Annotated in this window: 18 protein-coding genes; 6 read left to right on the forward strand and 12 right to left on the reverse strand. The window is 68.9% G+C overall.

All coding sequences use genetic code 11. The annotated features are described in order from the left end of the window. Positions 1-16: 16 nt before the first annotated feature. Positions 17-391: a hypothetical protein gene (locus tag B7P34_RS00175; protein WP_146166658.1), complete on the reverse strand. Its 375-nt coding sequence runs from the start codon at positions 389-391 to the stop codon at positions 17-19. 108 nt (positions 392-499) lie between these two features. Beyond that, positions 500-724, reverse strand: coding sequence for a GNAT family N-acetyltransferase (locus tag B7P34_RS00180; RefSeq protein WP_223267327.1), 225 nt, complete (start codon positions 722-724; stop codon positions 500-502). A 248-nt stretch (positions 725-972) separates the two neighbouring features. On the opposite strand from B7P34_RS00180, the gene B7P34_RS00185 reads away from it, so the two are divergent. Further along, positions 973-1,809, forward strand: a complete 837-nt coding sequence (locus B7P34_RS00185; protein WP_189382247.1) for a phosphotransferase — start codon at positions 973-975, stop codon at positions 1,807-1,809. Positions 1,810-2,443: 634 nt separating this feature from the next. Here B7P34_RS00185 and B7P34_RS00190 read toward each other — a convergent pair. Beyond that, complete coding sequence (locus B7P34_RS00190; RefSeq protein WP_106673681.1) at positions 2,444-3,301, reverse strand: alpha/beta fold hydrolase; 858 nt, start codon at positions 3,299-3,301, stop codon at positions 2,444-2,446. Positions 3,302-3,385: 84 nt separating this feature from the next. Between B7P34_RS00190 and B7P34_RS00195 the strand changes: the two genes are divergently transcribed. Then, positions 3,386-4,000 carry a TetR/AcrR family transcriptional regulator gene (locus B7P34_RS00195; protein WP_106673682.1) on the forward strand — a complete coding sequence of 205 codons (615 nt, stop codon included), beginning with the start codon at positions 3,386-3,388 and terminating at the stop codon, positions 3,998-4,000. A 67-nt stretch (positions 4,001-4,067) separates the two neighbouring features. After that, a complete protein-coding gene (locus B7P34_RS00200; RefSeq protein WP_106673932.1) occupies positions 4,068-4,550 on the forward strand; it encodes a nuclear transport factor 2 family protein in 483 nt (160 codons plus the stop codon). A 131-nt stretch (positions 4,551-4,681) separates the two neighbouring features. Here the strand turns inward: B7P34_RS00200 and B7P34_RS00205 are convergent, their stop codons facing one another. Together B7P34_RS00205 and B7P34_RS00210 are read right to left on the reverse strand one after the other, a co-directional pair. Continuing rightward, complete coding sequence (locus B7P34_RS00205; protein WP_223267328.1) at positions 4,682-6,007, reverse strand: phosphatase PAP2 family protein; 1,326 nt, start codon at positions 6,005-6,007, stop codon at positions 4,682-4,684. 593 nt (positions 6,008-6,600) lie between these two features. Then, on the reverse strand, positions 6,601-7,389 hold the full coding sequence (locus B7P34_RS00210; protein WP_353620224.1) for a dienelactone hydrolase family protein: 789 nt from the start codon (positions 7,387-7,389) through the stop codon (positions 6,601-6,603). Between the two features lie 539 nt (positions 7,390-7,928). Here B7P34_RS00210 and abc-f point away from each other — a divergent pair. Continuing rightward, positions 7,929-9,566: a ribosomal protection-like ABC-F family protein gene (gene abc-f / locus B7P34_RS00215; protein ID WP_106673685.1), complete on the forward strand. Its 1,638-nt coding sequence runs from the start codon at positions 7,929-7,931 to the stop codon at positions 9,564-9,566. A gap of 128 nt (positions 9,567-9,694) precedes the next feature. On the opposite strand, the gene B7P34_RS00220 is transcribed toward abc-f, so the two are convergent. Then, positions 9,695-11,137 carry an aldehyde dehydrogenase gene (locus B7P34_RS00220; RefSeq protein WP_106673686.1) on the reverse strand — a complete coding sequence of 481 codons (1,443 nt, stop codon included), beginning with the start codon at positions 11,135-11,137 and terminating at the stop codon, positions 9,695-9,697. 132 nt (positions 11,138-11,269) lie between these two features. Between B7P34_RS00220 and B7P34_RS00225 the strand changes: the two genes are divergently transcribed. Beyond that, on the forward strand, positions 11,270-11,857 hold the full coding sequence (locus B7P34_RS00225; protein ID WP_189382251.1) for a TetR/AcrR family transcriptional regulator: 588 nt from the start codon (positions 11,270-11,272) through the stop codon (positions 11,855-11,857). Position 11,858: 1 nt separating this feature from the next. On the opposite strand, the gene B7P34_RS00230 is transcribed toward B7P34_RS00225, so the two are convergent. Then, a complete protein-coding gene (locus B7P34_RS00230) occupies positions 11,859-12,839 on the reverse strand; it encodes a cation diffusion facilitator family transporter (RefSeq protein WP_223267329.1) in 981 nt (326 codons plus the stop codon). Between the two features lie 388 nt (positions 12,840-13,227). On the opposite strand from B7P34_RS00230, the gene B7P34_RS36560 reads away from it, so the two are divergent. After that, positions 13,228-13,425, forward strand: a complete 198-nt coding sequence (locus B7P34_RS36560; RefSeq protein ID WP_146166659.1) for a hypothetical protein — start codon at positions 13,228-13,230, stop codon at positions 13,423-13,425. Positions 13,426-13,467: 42 nt separating this feature from the next. Here B7P34_RS36560 and B7P34_RS00235 read toward each other — a convergent pair whose 3' ends face one another. The 5 genes from B7P34_RS00235 to B7P34_RS00255 form a co-directional block, all read right to left on the reverse strand. Next, positions 13,468-14,238, reverse strand: a complete 771-nt coding sequence (locus tag B7P34_RS00235; RefSeq protein WP_106673688.1) for a hypothetical protein — start codon at positions 14,236-14,238, stop codon at positions 13,468-13,470. After that, positions 14,222-15,367, reverse strand: coding sequence for a hypothetical protein (locus tag B7P34_RS00240; RefSeq protein WP_223267330.1), 1,146 nt, complete (start codon positions 15,365-15,367; stop codon positions 14,222-14,224). The genes B7P34_RS00235 and B7P34_RS00240 overlap by 17 nt, the downstream gene beginning before the upstream one ends. Positions 15,368-15,638: 271 nt before the next feature. After that, on the reverse strand, positions 15,639-16,556 hold the full coding sequence (locus B7P34_RS00245) for a DUF6891 domain-containing protein (RefSeq protein ID WP_106673690.1): 918 nt from the start codon (positions 16,554-16,556) through the stop codon (positions 15,639-15,641). Positions 16,557-16,733: 177 nt separating this feature from the next. Further along, a complete protein-coding gene (locus tag B7P34_RS00250; protein WP_146166660.1) occupies positions 16,734-18,203 on the reverse strand; it encodes a hypothetical protein in 1,470 nt (489 codons plus the stop codon). Positions 18,204-18,407: 204 nt separating this feature from the next. Further along, positions 18,408-20,666 (reverse strand): tetratricopeptide repeat protein, encoded by a 2,259-nt coding sequence (locus tag B7P34_RS00255; protein WP_146166661.1) that lies wholly within the window; start codon positions 20,664-20,666, stop codon positions 18,408-18,410. Between the last annotated feature and the right edge of the window lie 82 nt (positions 20,667-20,748).

Below are 20,748 nucleotides of genomic sequence, written 5' to 3' on the forward strand. Positions count from 1 at the left end.
ACCCATCGGACAGTGCCTAGAACTCCCACGTCGCGTGGCTGAGCATCCAGAAGAATCCCACCACGCCGCAGATCACCAGGCCGAGCGTCGCCAGGCACGCCCCGGTCGCGGCGCCTGCCCCGGCATGTTTTCCACGAGCGCTCGCAACGATCCCTCCCAGCGACGCCCCCGCCAGGGGGACACCGAAAACGAGGAGGGACACCACCTCGAACTGCACGTTGTTGTCATGGTTGAGGTGCCAGTCCGATGTCGACGACTGCTGGACCGCGTGGAGAGTCCTCGACCAGACCCACAAGCAAGGTGTCAGCAAGAGCGCCGTCATGACGAGCATGTACAAGATCTGGGCTCCTCTGCCCGGTCGGTCGGGTGCGGTGCCGGTGTTGTCGGTCATGGCACCCACCCTCGGCGAGGCGGCCCGCGGCTGCCAATCCGCTCTCCTACTCAGATTGCTCAACAGACGCCCGGGCAACCTGCCCGCCCTTGACGACCGGACGGCAGCCTAGACCTCCGCGACCTGCTTCTTGACCTGCTTCTTGACCTGTTTCGATTCCTGCTTCCAGTCCTGGGCGAGGAGCCCGAGCAGCACCTCGTCCAGGAACTCGCCCATCACCCAGGCCGAGGAGCGCAGCAGGCCCTCGCGGACGAAGCCGTTGCGCTCGGCGGAGCGCAGCATCGCGGCGTTGTCCGCCAGCGTCTCGATCTGCAGCCGCTGCAGGCCGCGCACGATGAAACGGGATGTCTTCCTCGTGCCGGGCCCTGAGCCCCACCTTGTCGCCTCTCAGCATGCGAGCTTCCTATCCGGCCGGACTGGCCGGCGGCAAACCATTAAGCCGGCGGTAATCCATTAAGCGGTCGGGGTCGCCTCACCTCAGGCTGTACCTGACCAACTGCCTGCCCCGTTCTCCCGGGCCTCGCCGAGAAGGATCCCTGCCCATGACGAACTCCCTCACCTCGTCCATATGGACTGAAGCCGTGACACAGACCCGCCTCCTACGCCCCGACTTCGTTCCCGTAGAGCTGATGCACGCCACCGACAAGAGCATCTTGATCGCCGGAACCTGCTGCGCTGAGGCGGCGGTTGCGAAAGTCCTCACCAGCCGGGAGACGTTCTGGCGGGAGAAGTTCACCCGCGAGATCGCCGTCTATCGAGCCTTCGCCCGCAGCGCGCCGCCGGTGCGCGTACCGCATCTGATCGCCGCCGACGCCGAGCAAGGAGTGCTGCTGCTGGAGCACCTGCCCGGCCGACGTCTCGGCCCGGACCGCTACCCGCCCGCTCCGCTCGCCCGCCAGGACGTGTGCCCGGCTGTCGACGCCCTGGGCGCCCTCGCGCACTGGGCCCCCGCGCCGGGAGCATTCGCCCACGCCTGGGACTACGAGCACCGGCTGGACCGCTACCTCGGCTACGGCCTGGTGCAGGAGTCCGACCACCGGGCCCTGACCCGTCTCCTGCAGGAAGCAGGATCTGCCCGGTACTTCGCCCACGGCGACCCGCTGCCCGGCAACATCCTCCTCGACCGCCACCGCGTCGGGCTCCTGGACTGGGAGTTCGCCGGCTACTACCTCCGCCACCTGGACTGGGCCCTGCTCTGGGTCCTGCTCCGCGCCACGCCCGTGGCCCGGACCCTGATCGAGGAACGCGTCGCAGCCGGCGACCCCGCCGACCAGGCCGCGTTCACCGTGAACCGGGCCATGCTCCTGACACGGGAACTGCGCACCCACCAAGAACTGCCCACCGCACCGTGGCAGCAGGCCCGCCTTGCCGCGCTCACCCGAGACTGGGACGCATTGTGCGCTGACTGGCGCCGGTGAGCTGTCTCTCCCCCGAGCCGCGCCCCGGCTGCCATGCCATGCCATTGACCTTGCCCTTGCTTTACCCGGGAGGGTTGCTCGATGCCCTGGCCGTCTTCACCGAGCTGCGCCTCCTGCGCAAGACGCAGGAGGCCTGGGACGACGCCCGGGAGACCTGGCGGCAGGTGGCGGGGGCGGTCCACCTTCCGGACCAGGCCCGGGAGTGGGCCGACGGCGGCGCGCGATGCGGAGCGGCGGGCCGGCCTGGAGGCCCGGGCGGAAGAAGCCCGCACGCACATGGCCGCCTACGCCGAACACGAGCGCCAGTGGGCCGCCGACGATGCGGCGCGGAGCGCATCCACTGCCCGGTGGGGAGCGGCCGTCCGCGCAACGCTGGGGCCTGGGGCCCGGGGCGTGGTGACGGTCCCGGCAGCCTGGCTCGTATAGGGCTGGACCTGGCCGTCCATGGCCGCAACGATCTCCTGGCACCTGCCCTTGCTGACCCTGGCGGCCTACACAGCCCGGCTGCCGAGAGCCGTACAGCTGGGTGCGGCCTACCAACCTCCCCTCCGGCGGCCGAGTAAACGGCTACCGGCCGACCTCGCGAGCATCCGGGGAGGCCTGCTCAAGGCCGGTTTCGTTTGCCGTTCCTGCCTCAGCCTGCGCGTCGGACCGGCTCCGCTCCGGTCTGCGTCAGGAAGTCGGTCAGGGCTGCTGCGAGCCGTTCGGGCTGGTCCTCGGGGACGAGGGTGGACGAGCCGGTGATCTCGATCAGCCGGCCCTTCGGGTACAGCTGTGCCAGCCGGGGGCCGTGCGCACGTGGCATCAACAGGTCTTCGGTGGCCCAGACGACCAGGACAGGACGGTCGAAGCCGCGCAGTTGCTCGCTCCAGGCCAGCAATGTCTCACGGCCGGGCGCCGAGGTGGCGAACTTGGCGAAGTCCCGGCGAATGGCCTTGCTGCGACTCGCGGGAGCGAACCAGTCCTGCATGATGTCGTCCGGTACGCCGCGCAGGCTCATCCCGCCGTAGCCGCGGCGGTTGGCCCGTACGGCGGGGATGCGCATCAGCCGTGTCAGGAGCCGGACGCCGCCGGGAACCTTGCACACGACAGCCAGGGCCTTGGCCGCTCCCGGGGGAAAGTTGTCGAACGCCTCGCAGGCCACCAGTACCAGCCGCGCGATCCTTCGGCCCTGCGGCTCCAGGACGAGGAACTGGCCGCCTCCCCAGTCGTTGAGGACGAGAGTCACGTCGTCCAGGTCCAGGCGTTCGATGAACTCACCCAGCAGGCGCGCAACGCCTCGGTGGGAGAGGTCGGCGTCCGGGCGCATCGGCCGGTGGTGTCCTCCCATCGGCAGTGTGGGCAGGATGCAGCGATACCCGTCCAGCAGGGGTACCACCTTGCGCCACTGCCTCCCGTCCATCGGCACACCGTGGCCGAACACCAGCACGGGCCCTTCCCCGCCGGTGTCCTGATAGTCGATCGGTCCGTACGACAGCTGGATTTCCGGCATCGCACCCCCTTGATAGATCGTTCTACTAGAATGTAGAGGAGACGAGCGGGCACGCCAAGACCTCGGCGCAGAGGAGTGACGGCGATGGGGCACGGGCAGGGACAGGACCGGCCGGACACCCGGACCAGAATCCAGGACGCCGCGACGGTGCTCTTCCGTCGCAACGGCTACGCCGGCACAGGCCTGAAGCAGATCGCGGCGGAAGCAGACGCACCCTTCGGGTCCATCTACCACTTCTTCCCCGGCGGCAAGCAGCAGCTGACCGAGGAGACGGTCCGCACCGCCGGAGCCGCGTACAGCTGCATGGTGCTGGCACTGCTGGACAGCGTTGCGGACCCGGTCGAGTCCGTCACGCACGCCTTCGCGACAGCCGCCGACGACCTTGAGGCGACCGGCTATGCCGACGCGTGCCCGATCGCAACGGTGGCATTGGAGGTCGCCAGCACCAATGAAACCCTCCGCATCGCCACCGCGGACGTCTTCACCGAGTGGATCGCCGCCGGTGAACAGTGGTTCGCCCGCTGGGTCCCCGACCCCGGCACGGCGCGGTCGCTCGCCCAATCGCTGATCATGATCCTGGAAGGGGCCTTCGTGCTCGCCCGGGCCGCCCGCGACCGCGAGCCGCTGTGCGCAGCCGGCCGGTCGATGGCGGCACTGCTGCGCTCAGCCATCGAAGAGGCCGGGCGGCCGTCCGCGTGAGCACCGGCGTGACCGCCGACCTGCCGGTGTGCTGTCGTGGTGGTTTCGGCCCCACTTGGAGGAGAGCATGTCCGCATCCACCCCGTCCACCCGTACGCTCGCCGATCCGACACCGAGCTACCGGGCCGTCGAGAACCTGATCGCACGTTACGCCGAGCTCGTGGACGACGGCGATTTCGCAGGACTCGGCAACCTTCTCGCCGACGCCGTCTTCATTGGCAGTGGTGGGCCGGTGCGGGGGAGCGACGCGATCGAGAAGATGTTCCGGGACTCCTTGCTCGTCTACGCCGACGGCACGCCGCGAACCCAGCATGTCACCACCAATGTCGCCATCGAGGTCGACGAACAGGCCGGCGTGGCGGTTGCTCGTTCGTACGTCACCGTGTTTCAGGCGCTGCCCGAACTGCCGCTGCAACCCGTCGCCGCAGGCAGGTACCGTGACCGCTTCGAGCGCCGTGATGGGCAGTGGCGCTTCGCGGAGCGACGGGTCCGCATCAACCTGGTCGGTGATGTGAGTCGCCATCTGCGGCAGGCTGACGCACCGCGATAGTCCTGCCCGGGCGGGCCCGTTTCGGAACTCCGCCCACGGCTTGTCCGCCGGCGCCTTCGGCCTTGACCACGACACCGGCGGACTACGGAATTCGTTACGAGATTCGCTACGAGGGCGGCAGCGAGAGTTGCTCAAACCAGCTCGGGCTGCGCTTCCAGCTGCCGCGCGGACATGGTCTTCGACGCCTGCTGGTCCCACTGCTTGGTGGTCCGCACGTAGCCGTAGATCACCGAGGCCATCGCCAGAACGAGAAGCGGCCCGAACACCCACGGATGCTCGGCCATCTCCATCGGCAGATAGCGGTAGGACGCCAAGAGCGCGGCGAAGACCGTCGCGCCGTACGTGACGAGCACGGTTCCCGACCGGTCCCAGCCGCGTTCGAGCGAGCGCAGAGCTGCCTCGATCGTGAGGGAGAACACCACGCCGGCAACGAGGTCCACGCCGTAGTGGTAGCCGAATCCCAGCGTTGCGCTGAGCGTGGCAATCAGCCAGAACGTACCTGCGAAGCGCAGGATCCGTGAGCCCTTGCGGGAATGGATGAAGATCGCGGTGGCCCATGCCGTGTGCAGGCTGGGCATGCAGTTGCGAGGGGTGAGGTCGTCGTAGAGCACCGGGTGCGGGGCACTGATCGGCGGCAGCGTGTCGGGCCACAGGTTGGCCACCGCCCAGTCCACGCCGCCGGTGCCGGAGGCGCCCGGGCCGTAGGCGAAGACCGGTCCGACCACCGGGAAGATCATGTAGATGGCCGGCCCGAGGAGGCCGATCACCAGAAAGGTGCGCACCAGGTGGTGGCGCGGGAAGCGGCGCTCGGCCGCCACGTTGCGCAACTGGTACAGCGCGACGACGACCGCGGCCACCGCGAGCTGGGCGTAGACCAGGTCGAGGACGTGGTCACCGATCGGGGCGGTGGCCTTGACGATCCGGCCCATCAGCCAGGACGGGTTGCCCAGCGCGTGATCGGCGGTGGCCACGTACGGGTCGAGCACCATCGGGCGTGTCTTCGACGTGATGAGCAGCCAGGTGTCGCCGATCTTGCGGCCGGTCACCAGCAGCAGACCCAGCCCGACGCCCTTCAGCAGCAGGGCGCGTTCCTGGCCGGTGCGGCGAGTGACGGCGATGACCGCACAGCCCAGCATCACCCACAGAGCGCCGTTGCCGAAGAAGTGGCCGTCGGGCACCTTGACGTCGAGCGCCCATCGCACCAGCACGAAGACGACATCGATGCCGATCGCGACACCGGCCGCGATGAACCGCTGCCGCCAGGTGAGCACCACCATCATCAGCGCCAGGCCGCCGTACAGCGGCCCCGGCTTGGGGGCGAAGATCACCTCTCCCACCTGGGTGGTCATCGGCCCCGGCACGCCGGCGTAGCGCCGCGCGACGATCTCCAGCGCGATGAGGAGCCCGAGGGCCACCACACCCGCGGTGGTCCACAGGATCGCCCGTGGTTGTCGCAACGCGGCGAACTTGTTTCTGCTGCTTATTCGCGAAAACACCCGCCATACTATAGGCATCTTCGACTGTTCGATTTGTCGTCCCTTAGGTAGAAATCTCACTCTTCACCCGAAAGGGCGCGGATTTTCGGTGAAGGGTGGGTTGTGAAGGCGCTTGTCGAGACTCTGATCATGTCATCGGGGTGACGTGGGCGCCTTCGGTGGGGGCGCCTTCGGCGGGGGTGGGCGGTGTGGACGTCGGCCGATGTCACGCCGGTGGTTCGGCTAGTCAGGTGCCCCGGTGCGGGATCGCACAGCAACTCGAAGAGGTGTTCGACGGGTCGCGTGGCCAGGTCGTACGTCTCGAAGAACACGGGACCGGGGAGGATGGACGTGCCACCGCAAGTCGATCAGCGGGGTTGTGTCCCGGCATCGGATACGGGTGGCTCACAGCGTGGGGGAGGGGCCCCTGCGGGCTGCTCAGGTCACTGGTCTGCTCGCCGGTCACGGAGTGCTCGGCCCGCGGAGACCAGCAGCGGCTGATCTCCGCGGGCAGGACACACCCGAACACACCCGAGGTCGTCTCGCCCTTCAGGCGCGGCCCCCGAGCGGGAGTCTCAGCCCTTGGTCAGGGTGCGGTCCAGGAGCGGGAGCAGGCGGTCCCAGTGGTGCTGCAGTGCGGAGGGGTTGAAGGCGCTGGTGTCGGACATGGTGAAGCCGTGCACGGTGCCGGGGTAGATCTCGGTGGTGTAGTCGACACCTGCGGCGTCCAAGGCCTGGTTGAGCTCCTTCATGGCCTCGGGCGGCAAGTCGTTTTCGGCGAAGCCGAAGTGGACTTCGGCGCCGAGGCTGTGGACGAGGCGGTGCGGGCTGTCGGGCGCGTCGGTGACGAGGAAGCCGGGGTGGAAGCCGGCGACGGCGGCCACCTGATCGGGGTGGGCCGCTGCGGTGCGCGTCGCCAGGACGGCGCCCATGCAGTAGCCGATCGCGGCGACCGGGCCCGCGCTGACCTCGGGCTGGGCGGTGAGGAACTTGAGGTAGGCGTCGGCGTCGCGCAGGGCGCGGTCGGTGGTGTGCTCCTCGACCAAGGGCATCAGCCGGCCGAAGACCGCGGGCCGGTCGTCTTCTCCGATGTACTCGGGGAGTTCGACCACCGGCGCCGGACCGTGCCGGTAGAAGAGGTTGGGGACGAGCACGTAGTAGCCGTGTCCGGCCAGTTCGCGCGCCATCTGCTCCAGCACGGGCCGCAGGCCGATGGCGTCCATGTACAGCAGGACTCCCGGGTGCCGCTCGCCGTGGTCGGGGAAGGCGGCGAAAGCGTCGGCCCGGCCGTCCGCGGTGGGAATCTGCAGCGTCTTGGTAGCTATGGCGGGTCTTCCTTCCTTGGGGCTGATGCTGGTACTCAGCCTCTATCAGGGATGCGGTGAATCAGACGCTCTCAGTGACAGCAGCGGTCCGCTGGTCGATGCGGTGGGTGAGGCCCTGCTCGAGCTGCTGACGCGGGCGTATCAAAGATCCACAGCGCGACCCTAGCGCGGAACTCGTCCCTCGTGCCGTGACTTCGCACACAGGTGATTTCGCGGCGGGTCCCGCAACCATCCTGAAACCCTAGGGAGTTGCTCGCGAACGAGGGGCTCGCCGGGTCTGGACTTGTGGGTCCAACCCTGCCTTCCTGCCGCACTCCCACACACCCGCATCGTTCCCCCAAGTCCCCCACCCCGTCACCTCTGTTGCTACACTGGCACGTAACTGATCTTGATATGAGGAGACCGGACATGGTGGTGGACGACGACATCTCCGGGTGATACCCGGACCCGACAGGCCACCGGCCGGTGCGCAGAAGCGCCGCCGCAGTGGCTTCGTTGTCGTCCCCTCCTTCCCCTTGTCTGCTGCCGAGGCAGAGATCTCAGCCCTGCCTCGGATCCTTCCTCGCGAGGTCACCTCCATGTCCGACACTTCCGTCGTCTGTTCGAACCTGTCCTTCGCCTGGCCCGACGACACCCCCGTCTTCCAGGACCTGTCCTTCACCCTCGCCTCCGGCCGCACCGGTCTCGTGGCGCCCAACGGCACCGGCAAGAGCACCCTGCTCAAGCTCATCGCCGGTGACCTGCGCCCCCGCACCGGGTCCGTCTCCGTGGCCGGCACCCTCGGCTACCTCCCGCAGAGCCTGCCCCTGACCGGTGACCTCACCGTCGCCGAAGTGCTGGGCATCGCCACGATCATCCGGGCCATCGACGCCGTGGAGTCCGGAGACGTCGACGAGAAGCACTTCACCACCATCGGCGACGACTGGGACATCGAAGAACGCACCCGCGCCCAGCTGGACCGCCTGGGCCTGGCCGGCCTCGCACTGGACCGCACGCTGAGCACCCTCAGCGGCGGCCAGGTCATCACCCTCGGCCTCGCCGCCCAGCTGCTGAAGCAACCCGACGTGCTGCTCCTCGACGAGCCCACCAACAACCTCGACCTCGCCGCCCGGCACAAGCTCTACGACGTACTGGCGGACTTCAGCGGCTGCCTGCTCCTGGTCAGCCACGACCGCGCCCTGCTCGACCGCATGGAACGCATCGCCGAACTCGACCGCGGCGAACTCCGCTTCCACGGCGGCAACTTCACCGCGTACGAGGAAGCCGTCCGCGCCGAGCAGGAGGTCGCCGAGAAGAACGTCCGGAACGCCGAACAGGAGCTCAAGCGGGAGAAGCGCGAGATGCAACAGGCCCGCGAACGCGCCGAACGCCGCCAGAGCAACGCCGCCCGCAACCTGAAGAACGCCGGCCTGCCCCGCATCTTCGCCGGCAACATGAAACGCGGCGCACAGGAGTCCGCCGGACGGGCCGGCCAGATGCACACGGGCCGGGTCAGCGAGGCGAGGGCCCGCCTGGACGAGGCCGGGCGCGCACTGCGCGAGGAACAGCGCATCACCGTGGACCTGCCCGCCACCAACGTGCCCGCCGGACGGAACCTCTTCCTCGGCGAACAGCTCCGCGTCCGGCTCGGCGACACGGACGTGTTCGCCGGAGACGGCGCCGACCTGACGATCCGAGGCCCGGAACGCATCGCCCTGACCGGCCCCAACGGCGCCGGGAAGAGCACCCTGCTGCGCCTGCTCAACGGTGACCTCACCCCGGAGAACGGCGGGATCAAGCGGGCCGACGGCCGCATCGCCTACCTCTCACAGCGCCTCGACCTGCTGGACCCGGACCGTACGGTGGCCGAGAACTTCGCCCAGTACGCCCCGAAGCGACCGGAGGCCGAGCGGATGAACCTGCTCGCCCGCTTCCTCTTCCGGGGCGCCCGCGCCCACTTGCCTGTCGGTGTCCTCTCCGGCGGCGAGCGGCTGCGCGCCACCCTGGCCTGCGTCCTGTGCGCGGAACCGGCCCCGCACCTGCTCCTCCTCGATGAGCCGACGAACAACCTCGACCTGGTCAGCACGGGCCAGCTGGAAAGCGCCCTGAACTCGTACGAGGGAGCCTTCGTCGTGGTCAGCCACGACGAGCGGTTCCTCCACAGCATCGGCGTGAACCGGTGGTTGCAGCTGACCGACGGCACCCTGAAGGAAGCGGCAGCCCCTGAGAGGGTGTGAGCTGACACGCGGATCCGGTCCGCGTGCAGGCATCCGCCGGGAACCGTCGCTCGCGGCGCTCCCGGAAGAAACACATGTCGGCGCCGCGTCGAGGGTTGTCCCCGCCGCGGCGCCGGTCTCCCGGACCATCAGATGGTGATGGTCTTGTACTCGACATAGGTGTTCAACCCCGCGAAGCCGTACTCGCGGCCCACGCCACTGGCCTTGAAGCCGCCGAACGGGCCGTCGAAGCCGACGGATGTGCCGTTGACCGTGACGGTGCCGGTCCGTATGCGGCGGGCGATCTCCAGGGCGTGTCCCTCGTCCGCGCTCCACACGCCGCCGGACAGGCCGTACTCGGAGTCGTTGGCGATGCGCACGGCGTCGTCCTCGTCCTCGTAGGCGATGACGACCAGCACCGGGCCGAAGATCTCCTCCTGGGCGATCCGCATCGAGTTGTCGACGTCGGCGAAGACGGTCGGGGTCACGTAATAGCCCTTCTCCAGGCCGGCCGGCACCTCGGGGCCGCCGGTGACCAGGCGCGCGCCCTCCTCGATGCCGATCTCGATGTAGTCCCGCACCCGCTGCTGCTGGTCACGGCGGACCATCGGGCCGATGAACGTGTCCGGGTCCCGCGGGTCCCCGACCTTCAGCGACTCCACGGCTTCCTTGACCGCGGTGACGACCTCCTCGTAGCGGCCGCGGGGCGCGAGGGTACGGCTGTGTGCGATGCACGCCTCACCGTTGTTGAGCAGGGAGGAGAACTTCAGGCCCGCCTTGAACTTCTCCAGGTCCGCGTCGGGCAGGAAGACGGCGGCGGACTTGCCGCCCAGCTCCAGGCTGACCCGCTTGAGCTGCTCGCCCGCGATCGAGGCGATCCGGCGTCCGGCGCGGGTCGAGCCGGTGAAGGCGATCTTGTCGACGTCGCGGTGGGAGACCAGGTGCTCGCTGGTCTCACGGTCGGCCGGCAGCACGCTGATCGTGCCGGCGGGCAGCCCGCAGTCGGAGAGCAGCTCGGCCAGCAGGCCCATGCTCAGCGAGTTCTCCGGCGAGACCTTCAGGACGACCGTGTTGCCGGCCAGCAGCGCCGGAATGACCTTCGCCATGGCGGCTGAGAACGGCGAGTTCCACGGAATGACCGCGGCGACGACGCCGATGGCCTCCCGGCGGACGATGCTGCGGACGGTCGCCGAGGGGTCGGTAGGCGTCAAGACCTCTTCCCATGACAGTCCCTCAGCCGCCTTCAGGTAGGCGTCGGCCTGACGGGACAGGCCCGCCTGCCCGGCGCGGGTGAACCAGCCCGCGGAACCGTTCTCCGCGGTGATCACGGCCGCGATCTCCTCCGCCCGGGCCTCCCGCAGGGCGTTGAGGCGGCGCAGTACCGCGATCCGCCGGGCCGGCGGGGTGTTCGGCCAGGTGCCCGCGTCGAAGGCGGCGCGGGCGATGGTCACTGCGCGGTCCACGTCCGCCGGCTGAGCCTGGGCGGCGCGGCCGACGACCGACTCGTCGTGCGGAGACAGGATGTCGAGCAGTTCCGGGTTGCTCGGCTCCGTCCAGGCGCCGCCGATGAAGAGCTTGTCGTAGGTGATCACGTGCTTTCTCCCAAGTCCGTAGCCGAGAGCTCCTCCATAACTGTCACATCAATGTAGCGCTTCACGGTCAAATAAGCACATGCCTGTGCCGATAGGCGGGGCGTTTCGCTCAGCCCTGGCTATCCTGAGGGCGTGAGAGCCGACGCAGCACGCAACCTGGAAGCAGTCATGACCACCGGTGCACGCCTGCTCGCCGCCGATCCGGCCGTGAGCATCGCGGCCATCGCGGCGGAGGCCGGCGTGGACCGCCGCACCGTCTACCGGAACTTCGCCTCGCGCGAGGAGTTGCTGGCGGCCATCTATGAGGCGCGCTTGTCGGCCATCGAGCGGGCCACCGAGGACGCCCGGCTGCGCGAGGCCCCCGTCGCCGTCGCCCTGCACCGCTACGTTGAGGGCATCATCGGCGTCAACCGCACATGGCCGGTCGACCTGAGTCGGATGCTGGCCGACGAGCCCGTACGCCGGCGCCGCGAGCACTCGGTCCGCGAGCTCACCGACTTCCTGCGCCGCGCCACGGACGAGGGACTGCTCCGCTCCGGACTGCCGGACGGATGGGTGAGCGCGCTCCTGCCGCAGCTCATGAACATCGCCTCGCGTCAGCTGACCGGCCTCAGCCCCGCGCAGGCCGCCGATACGGTCGTCGACACCCTTCTGAACGGTCTCGGCGCGGGCGGCGCCGGGGCCGCCCCGCCGACCGCCGTAACTCAGGCCCGGCCGTAGCTCAGGCCCGGCGCGCGGCCGACCACCGGTAGTCACGCAGCCGGGCGCGGCTCCGATGCGTGCGGCTGTGGTGGGCGAGGACGGCGTGCGGATCGTCGCCCGTGGACCGGTAGTCGGTGTGGACGGTCGCCGCGGTCAGCCGTGGCACGGCATGCATGAGCGCGTGCTCGGCTGCCACGGCCAGGGCGTGCGCCCGGACCACGGTCAGATGCGCATCGACGACGATGTCCGCCTCCGCACGCAGCCAGTGGCCGACCCAGCGCATGCGGACCTGGCCCACCCCGCGTACGCCGTCGACCTCGCGCAGGGCGCTTTCGGCGGCGTCGACGAGCTGCGGGTCGATGGAGTCCATCAGCCGCCGGAAGATCTCGCGTGCAGCGTCGCGCAGGACAAGGAGGATCGCGGTGGTGATCAGCAGACCGATGACCGGGTCCGCCGCCTGCAGGCCGAGGGCCGTGCCGCCGGCCCCGAGGAGGACGGCCAGGGAGGTGAAGCCGTCGGTGCGGGCGTGCAGGCCATCGGCGACGAGGGCAGCTGAGCCGATCTTGCGGCCGGTGCGGATGCGGTGGCGGGCCACCCACTCATTGCCGATGAAGCCGACCACGGCAGCAAGGGCAACGGCCCACAGGTGTGTGACGGTGCGGGGATTGAGCAGCCGGTCGACGGCCTCATAGGCGGCCACCGCGGAGGAGGCGGCGATGGTGAGCACGATGGCGATACCGGCCAGATCCTCGGCCCTGCCGTAGCCGTAGGTGTAGCGGCGGTTCGCCGCTCTGCGCCCGAGGACGAACGCGATGGCCAGCGGCACCGCGGTCAGAGCGTCGGCCGCATTGTGGATCGTGTCGCCCAGCAGTGCCACCGACCCCGACACCGCGACGATCGCCGCCTGGACGACGGTCGTCGCGCCGAGAACCGCCAGGGACAACCACAGCGTGCGCATCCCTTCACGCGAGGTCTCCATCGCGGTGTCGACCTTGTCCATCGCCTCATGGCTGTGCGGGGTCACCAGGTGTGCGAGCTGGTGACGTATCCGCTGCCACCGGCCGCTGTGCTGGTGATCTTGTCCATGGTGGTGGCCGTGGCCGTCGTGGTGTGGATGGTCATGGCCGTGCGAAGGGGTGTGATTGCCTGCCATACGAATCACCATGGCACAAGGATTCGATTGCGGCCATAACCGTCATACCGTCCGTGGTCAGGCGCAGGTGCCCGTGCTGATCGACGACGGGCCTGCTCCAACCGGGTGAATGCGGTCACCCACACGAGGGTGCGCCGTCAACGAGCATGGACCGAGAACGGTGAGAGTGAGACAACGGCTCTACAGGCCTTCCTGGAGCTGAGTTCACCTCGCTCCCCGGCTAACAGGAGTCGACATGCGTCGTATTGCTGTCGCTGTTTCCGCGGCTCTTCTCGGTATCTCCCTGACGGGACTTGCGGGAACAGCTGTGGCCGCGCCCGCAGACGTCACGGCCAACCAGTGCATGCTGGGAGGCGGGCGAGTCGTCGTGATCTCGCCCACCCTGAAGGTCTGCGTTGGTGGAATTTTCGACGGCCAGAAAGTCTCCGGCTGATGGCTGATGGCTGATAAGTGCGGTGCTCAAACCGCCTCAAGGTCAGACGGGCGGCATCAGATCGCTCTCGCTGATGGTGTACGTCAGCGGGGGGTAGATGAAGCCCGTCTCTTTGTTCTCGCGGCGCCGTAGCTGGTAGAACTCGCGCCGCTGCTCCTCGTCGGCCGATGTGAGGCGCGCACCCTGCGGGAGGTAGGCATGTCCGTCGCTGAACCGCACGAAGGTCTTTGACGTTCGAAACGTTACGCCCAACCATTGGTTGTCCGCTGCCTGGAGGGACGGGTCCAGCACGATTTTGTGCCTGAGTCGCCGATTTGAGGCGACGGAAAACGTGACGATGCTGTTGTGGGCGAGGGGGATCTCGAACCTCTCGCCACCTGACCCCTTTGCTTCGACGATCAGCTTCCTCGGTGGGATCGCTTCGGGGTGTTGGTAGCAGGAGAAGACGGCGATGAACGACTCGTCGGCCAGGTCGAGGGCTTGGTCGGAGTGGCTGCCCATGGTGGTGTAAGCGTTCGTGTAGCTCTCGATGAGAGCGTTGTTGAAGCCGACCGTGAGCGCCGCACGTTCTTGAACCCGTTGCGCCAGCCGTTCGTGCACCGACCGGAAGCGCTGCGTCGGGTGAGCGTATTGAGTGGTAGTGCGTACGAGAGGCACACCACCCGCCTCGTCGACCCTGGTCAGCGTGGCGCCTCGTCGGCCTTTTCCTACCTCTTCCCAGCGGACCGACGCGGACAGCTCCGCAAAGAGATCCTCATCGGTCGGCAAATCGTACGAGAGGATCTCGTCCGAGATCCTAGGCTCGGGGGGCAAGGTAGTCTCCTGTGTTCATGCTGAAGAGAAATTTGTCGCCGTAGTCGATGAAGGACGAGGTTCTGTTCTCCTCGGCGTACAGCCTGCGCAGCTCGTCCATGCCGGCCGATGTGGGCGGCTGGAGTTCCACCGGATCTCCGGCCGCTTTGAGGAACGTGCTGCCGTTCTTGTGAACGGCCTCGGCGCTCGAACAGCGCACCACGTATCCCAGGCGGGTCGGGAGCGACTCGGCGTCCAACGCCGAGGGCCGGATTTCGTGCGTATACAGACGATTGGTGGACAGCGGCATGAAGAACACGGAGCCGGGATAGAGAGTCAGGGTGAACTGTGGGGGGAGCGCTGTCCCGTTGTGCTTTCCGTTCGGCTCCTTGAGACGGAAGTGGAGTCTGGTCAGCCCGCTGACACCCTTCACGCCGTAGTCGAAGGCGTCTTCGGCCAGGGGCTGCAGCTTGTCGAGCCCGTCGTAGAACGTGCAGAAGGCCATGATGCCGTTGACGGGCATGTCCTTGGTCTTGTCGGCATGGGCCGAGATCTTGGCCTTGGACTGCTTGCGCTCGGCCGTGGCAAGGGTGTTGTGGTAGATCTGAGCAAGGACGTGATTCAGTGGTGCCTGGTTCCGGAAGAGGGTGGCGGCCTCGCGGTTCAGATCCCCGACGATGCGCGTGTCGGTCGGGCGAAAGCCCTCGGTCGGCCCCGAGAGATTCGTGGAGCACCGGAGCAGGCGGAAATGCAGTTCGTCGCCGTGCCGTGTGACGGGCGTCAGATAGATTCCGCTGCGATGGGCTGTTCCGGGCTTGGTGGACTCCGTCAGGGACTGGAACTCGTGCTCCGCGCGGATCCGTCCGAAGTGATCGGCGTCGAGCCCGAAGAAGCGGCGGTAGTACACGCCGACACCGTGTACGCGGAGGGGAACCCGACCGAGGTCGATGAGAGACCAAGGCGTGTCGGCGTCCTCGTGGTAGCCGTGTGACAACTCCCGGATGACGAATATCCGGGCAGCCTCATGCAGTTGGCGGCTACTGATCCCGGATATGTCGCCGCACAGGTAGACGGTCTTCTGCGCGAGGTCGGGCGAACCGGAAGCAAGGTCCTCCGGGGTGATGACGGACCCGAAGAAGTCCCTGGTCAAGTCACCATCTTGCAGCGTCGAAGGCGCCACCAAGATGTTGCTCGCATCCTCGATGCAGGCTTCTCTCATCTCTGTTGTGCACATCAAACGGTACCTGTCATTCGGCGATCGTGGTGGATTGCTCCAAACCGTGGACACGACAACGGCCGCACTTTTCTTATGCGTTGCGCAGCGTAAAAGAAAGGAGACGGACCATTGGACCTTGATGCTCTCACGGGGCTCGACAGCGGACAACGGGGTTGTGATGTACAGGCGGCGTAGCGCAGCACGTTCAGCCGATGAGGCGCCGGCGCCAGTCCAAGGGGGCGACGGTGATGGCCTTGCCGGGGTCGGAGTCCCACTCGGTGCGGAGGCCGGCCGCTTCGATGGCGGCCACGACCTCGTGGCCGATGGCCGCGGTGGTTTCGGGCGATCCGTCGAAGCCGCCGTAGAGGAGCGTCAGGCCGTGGCCGGCCGCGGCGGAGTCCGTGCACTGGGTGTGGAAGTAGACGAAGCCGCGGGCATCGGGCTCGCCTTCGCCGCCGATCTCGGACTGGCCGCAGCTGGGGCAGCAGGTGAAGTTCTCCCGGGCGGTGATGCCGGCCTCCTGCAGGGCGGCGAACGCCCGGGTGAGCCGCTCGGGGTCGGTCTCGCCCTCCCATTCGGCCTGCTCCGCGACACGCTCCAGCCACATACGGTCGGCCAGCGCCTCCGCCTGCGCGCGGGAGACGGGCCGGCGGTCCTTGGTGACCAGGTAGTCCTCGGCGAGTTCTGCCAGTTCGGCGCGAGAGGAGTAACCGCCCACCAGCACTTCGCGGACGCGCTCCTCCAGCTCCTCGCGCTCGGCTTCGCCAAGGTCGAGCGGCGGAACCTCGGGGGTGGGGCCCATGTCGAGCAGCGACCAATCCAGACCGGCGTCCCAGCCGGCCTCCCTGCGGGCCCAACCGGTCAGCGCCGCGATCACGGCCTCCGGGCTGTCGGTCATCACCTGGAAGTGCCGGTCGGCGGCACCGTCGCGGTGCTCCAGCGTGTAGCCCCCACCAGCCTTGTGCCATACCTGGGCGAAGACGTCAGGAAGGTCGGGTATCCGCTGGATCACCAGGAACAGGTCACCGTCACCGCCGATCCGCCGCACCAGCCCGGCCAGCTCCTCCGCGGACACGCGGACGTGCCGTTCCCAGTTCTCCGTCTTCACTACGATCTCGAGCATGCGCAGACTCTGGCACACCCCTCTGACAGCGGGCGTCCCGGGATCCGCGACGCTCCGGGGCGGTGACGACGCGGTCCGTGATCCGATCCGCCGGCCGTGTCACTCGCTCCCGGCCGCCGCAGGCTCGGACCGGTCGAGTCTCCCCTGCTGCCCAGGAAGCCCGGGGGAGCCGTCCGCTCAGGGAGTGTCCCCCCGCTGTCCGCTCGCGGCCAGGATGGACCGGCTGGTCGGGACCCGGGTGTAGAAGGCGTTGCGCGCGGCCGGGTCGGCGATGGTCCGCCCCTTGGCCCGCAGGACTGCCCGCGCCCGGTCCAGCCAGGGGGCGGCGTGCTCCTGACGGCCCGCTGACAGGAGGATCTCGTAGCGGGTGAAATACACCTCTTCGGAGCGTAGGGCGGGCATTTCGCCCGCTTCTGCGAGGCGTTCCACTGCCCGTTCGCTCAGTGCGAGCGCCGACTGCGGATCGCCGAGCTGCAGGGCGCCGCGTGCCCCCAGCATCAGCGCGGCGATCTCGCTGCGCTGGAAGCCGGTGCGGCGGCATTCCTCCACGGTCTCGGTGAACAGGTCGCAGGCGCGGGTGACGTCCCGGCAGGCGTAGGAGGGGTGCATCAGCAGCTCGCCCAGGTAGTTCCGCAGCAGGGGCAGGAGTGAGACGTGGGGCGCGGCCCGCAGGTGCTCCCAGCCGGCGAGGAGCGGGGGTGCCGCCTGGTCGGGGCAGTCCCATTCGAGATACAGCTTGCCGAGGAGCCCGAGGTTGTAGCCCTGGTGGGTGCTCGCGGTCGCCCGCAGAGCGATCCGGCCGACCGCTTCGGTGAGGAGGACTTCCGCTTCCTCGAACCGTCCGGCCGCGGTCAGCAGCTGACCGAGGAAGTTGGTCATCTTCGCGTACGGACCGGGTGTGTTGCCGGGTGAGAGCCGGTGCAGTGAGTCGCGGAGCCGGCTCTCGGCGGTGTCGAAGGCGCCGCGGTCGAACGCGGCGACGCCGATGTGGCCGGTCAGCCGGGCGAGGGTCATGGGAAGCAGCTCTGCTTGCTCGGGGTGCAGGAAGGCGCTTGGCGGGCGGGAGGCGAGTGTTTCGGCCCGTTCGAGCATGCCGACGCCGAGTTTCATGTCCCGGCCGACGGTGCAGTGCCCGAGATCGGTCAGCGCTTCCAGTTCGGTGAACGTGTCTCCCGCCGCACGGGCGAGTTCGACTGCCTCGGAGAGCGCGGTGAGCGCGGCATCGAGGCTGTGGGTGACGACCAGGTGCTGGCCCGCCATGTGGCGGGCGGACGCCCGCAGTGCCCGGTCGGCTGTGCGCGCGGCAGCTTCTTCGGCCTGGGTGACGAGGGTGTGCAGGGGTACGGCCGGCCACGGCTCGATGCCGATCGTGCCGTTTCCGTCTCCGTCTCCGCTCCGCCACCACAGCTCGGATGCGGAGAGCAGGACGCGCAGCGTGCGTACGCGGAGGCTGTCTGCGTTTGCGTCGCCGTTGGCTGCTGGGCCGAGGGCGTCGAGGGATTCGAGGACGGCGATGCAGGCGCGTACGACCTCCTCGCCCGGCTCCCGTCCGTAGCGTGCTGCGGCCGCCACCAGGGCCCGTTCGCAGTCCTGCAGGTCACGGTGGCCGGCGGGGCCGGGCGGCGGGCCAGAGGCAGCAGAGGTCATGCGCACCTTCCGAGTCGAAGCGGCGTGCGGGAGCGTGCGGTGAGCGTGCGGTCAGTGGTACGGCACGGCCTGGGCCCGGGTGCCGGGTACCGGGGCTTTTACGGGTCAGGGCCCCGGCTTCCCGGCCCGGAGGAACGCCTGCCGCGAAGGATCCTTCCCCCGGAAGACGGCAGCGACCCGTACTCCGGGGCAGGCCGTGGTCAGTCAGTCAGCGCTGCCGGTCGCCAGCCGCTCCGCCACGAGCCGCTCCGCTTCCGCCAGCAACCAGGCCGGAGGAACGAAGTCCGCATTTCCCTTGGACTTCTCGGCGGCGGCCCGCAGATGCCGTGCGGTCTCGTCCGTCTCTCCCGCGAGCATCGCCCGCGCGGCGCGGGCCATGTTGTCGGCGACCTCGGTGCCGGTCGCCGCCGCTCGTTCGAAGGCCGCCTTCGAACGAGCGGCGGCGGTGAGTGCGTCGGCGTAGCGGCCGACCGTCCAGTGGGCCCACGCGAGGTTGTACAGGCAGATCCCTTCGGTGCGGGGTGATCCCACGGCGGCGCCGTCGGTGTTCGCCTGGAGGAACTCGGCCTCGGCCCGTTCCACGTCCCCGAGCCCCAGGAAGGCGACGCCCTGGACGTTGTGGACGTACCCGAGCGCCTCCGTCACCCCCACTTCCTCATAGAGGGCGATCGCCGCGTCGGCCATGGCCAGGGCGCGGCTCCAGTCGCCGGAGGCAAGATACGCGCAGGCCGCCGAGTCGTTCGCCTGCGCGCGGCCGAGGTCGATCGAGAGCTCCAGCGCCCTGACACGCATCGTGTCGGCCACTTCCAGCGCTTCCCGGACCTCGCCCCGGTAGCTGTAGGTGAGGCTGAGGCTCATCAGTGCGCGCAGGAGGCGCTCGGGGTCGCCCAGCCGGTCCTCGAGTTCGACGGCGCGCCGGAGCGGGCCGATGGCCTCGTCGAGCTGGTTGAGCTGACGGTGCGTGTCGCCCAGGGCGAAGAGCGCCTGCGCCAGGCGGGGCTGGTCGTCCAGGCGTTCGGCGAGCCCGGCGGCTTCCGCCAGGACCTGGGCGGCCTGGCGGTGCGGACCGCCGACCAGCAGGGCCACGCTGAAGCCGACCAGGTGGGCCAGCCTGGTCTCGTCGTCGTCCAGCCGCCCGGAGAGCTGCTGGTGCATGTCCCTCGCCGCGCCCACGGAGCCGCGCCAGGTGAGGAAGTAGTCGATCTCGTCGAGGACCACCGCGGCCGGTTCGTAGTCCTCGGCGCGTATCCGGTGGGCGAACTCGTAGCGGTGCAGTTGTACGTCCTCCACCGACCGCCACTGGTCACGGACCGGCTTCTGCCGGGCGTACCAGCCGGCGACACGGCGGTTGAGCGACCGGTAGCCGAGCAGGCCGTCCCGCGGCAGCTCCCCGTAGATGAAGTCGGCGTCCATGGGGTGCAGCGCGAACATGCGGCGGGCACGGTCGACCGTGACCATCCGGCCGTGCGAGGCGAGGCGGGCCAGCGCCGCCGGGACGTCGACGTCCGGCGCCAGGGGTCCGAGCACCCACGAGACGGCGTCCCGCGAGGCCGGGCGGCCGAACGCGGCGAGTACTTCCAGGACCAGCCGGCTCTCCGCGTCCAGCCGCTGGAACCGGTCTTGGGCGAGGTAGGCGATGACGTCCCCGCGCTCGACGAAGGTGTCGAGCACTTCGTCGAGCGTGGGCAGCGTCAGATAGTCCTCGCTCAGCGCACCGGCGATGAGCTCCAGGGCCCGTGGCACGCCGTAGACGCGGCGCACGGCGCGTTCCAGATCCTGCCGGGAGGCGCGGACGATGTCCGTCTCCCCGTCCGCGTCGAGCTCGCACAGCAGCTCGACCGCGTCCGGCACGGGCAGCCCCTGGTCGAGGTAGAGGCGGGCCTGGTAGCGGCGCAGCTCCGGGGGAAGGGCGAGGGGCACCTGGGTGGTCATCAGGATCCTGGCCCCGTGCTGCGTTCTGAAGAAGACCTCGAAGAAATCGCTGAGCTCCGGGTCGCACAGCTCTCCCCGGTCGTCGAGCCGGTCCTCGAAGTTGTCCAGCAGGATCAGGTAGGGCCCGCCGGAGAGCGCGCTGAACAGCTGCGCCACCTTGTCGGGCGTGCCCCGCTGGCTGGTCCACACCTCCAGCAGGTCCTCGGTCACGCCGGGGCCAGGCAGCCTGGCGCAGTCATGGTAGATCCGCTCCAGGGAGATGCCGGACGTCCGGCTGCTGACGTTGACGATGCCCGCCCACGCCCGCCCACCACCGGCCCCGCCGCTCGCCAGCTGCTCGGCCACCTTGGCGGCGAGCGCGCTCTTGCCGATCCCGCGCCGCCCGATGATGGCCGTCATACGGGCCCGCGGGTCGCTGAGCCGGGCCATCACCTCGGCCCGTTCGTGCGTGCGGTCCTTGAACGTCTCCAGACCGTAGGCGACCGGCATGCCGATGACCCGGCACCCGGGATCCGCAGTACATCCCAGCACGGTTCCCCCTCAAGAAGTCGTGGGCCACCCGGGCTCCGGGCCGGAAGAACTACGTGGTCCTTGGACTTCGGCCCGAACAGGC

Origin of the sequence: Streptosporangium nondiastaticum, from assembly GCF_003011965.1 — a bacterium.
GTDB lineage: Bacteria > Actinomycetota > Actinomycetes > Streptomycetales > Streptomycetaceae > Streptomyces > Streptomyces nondiastaticus.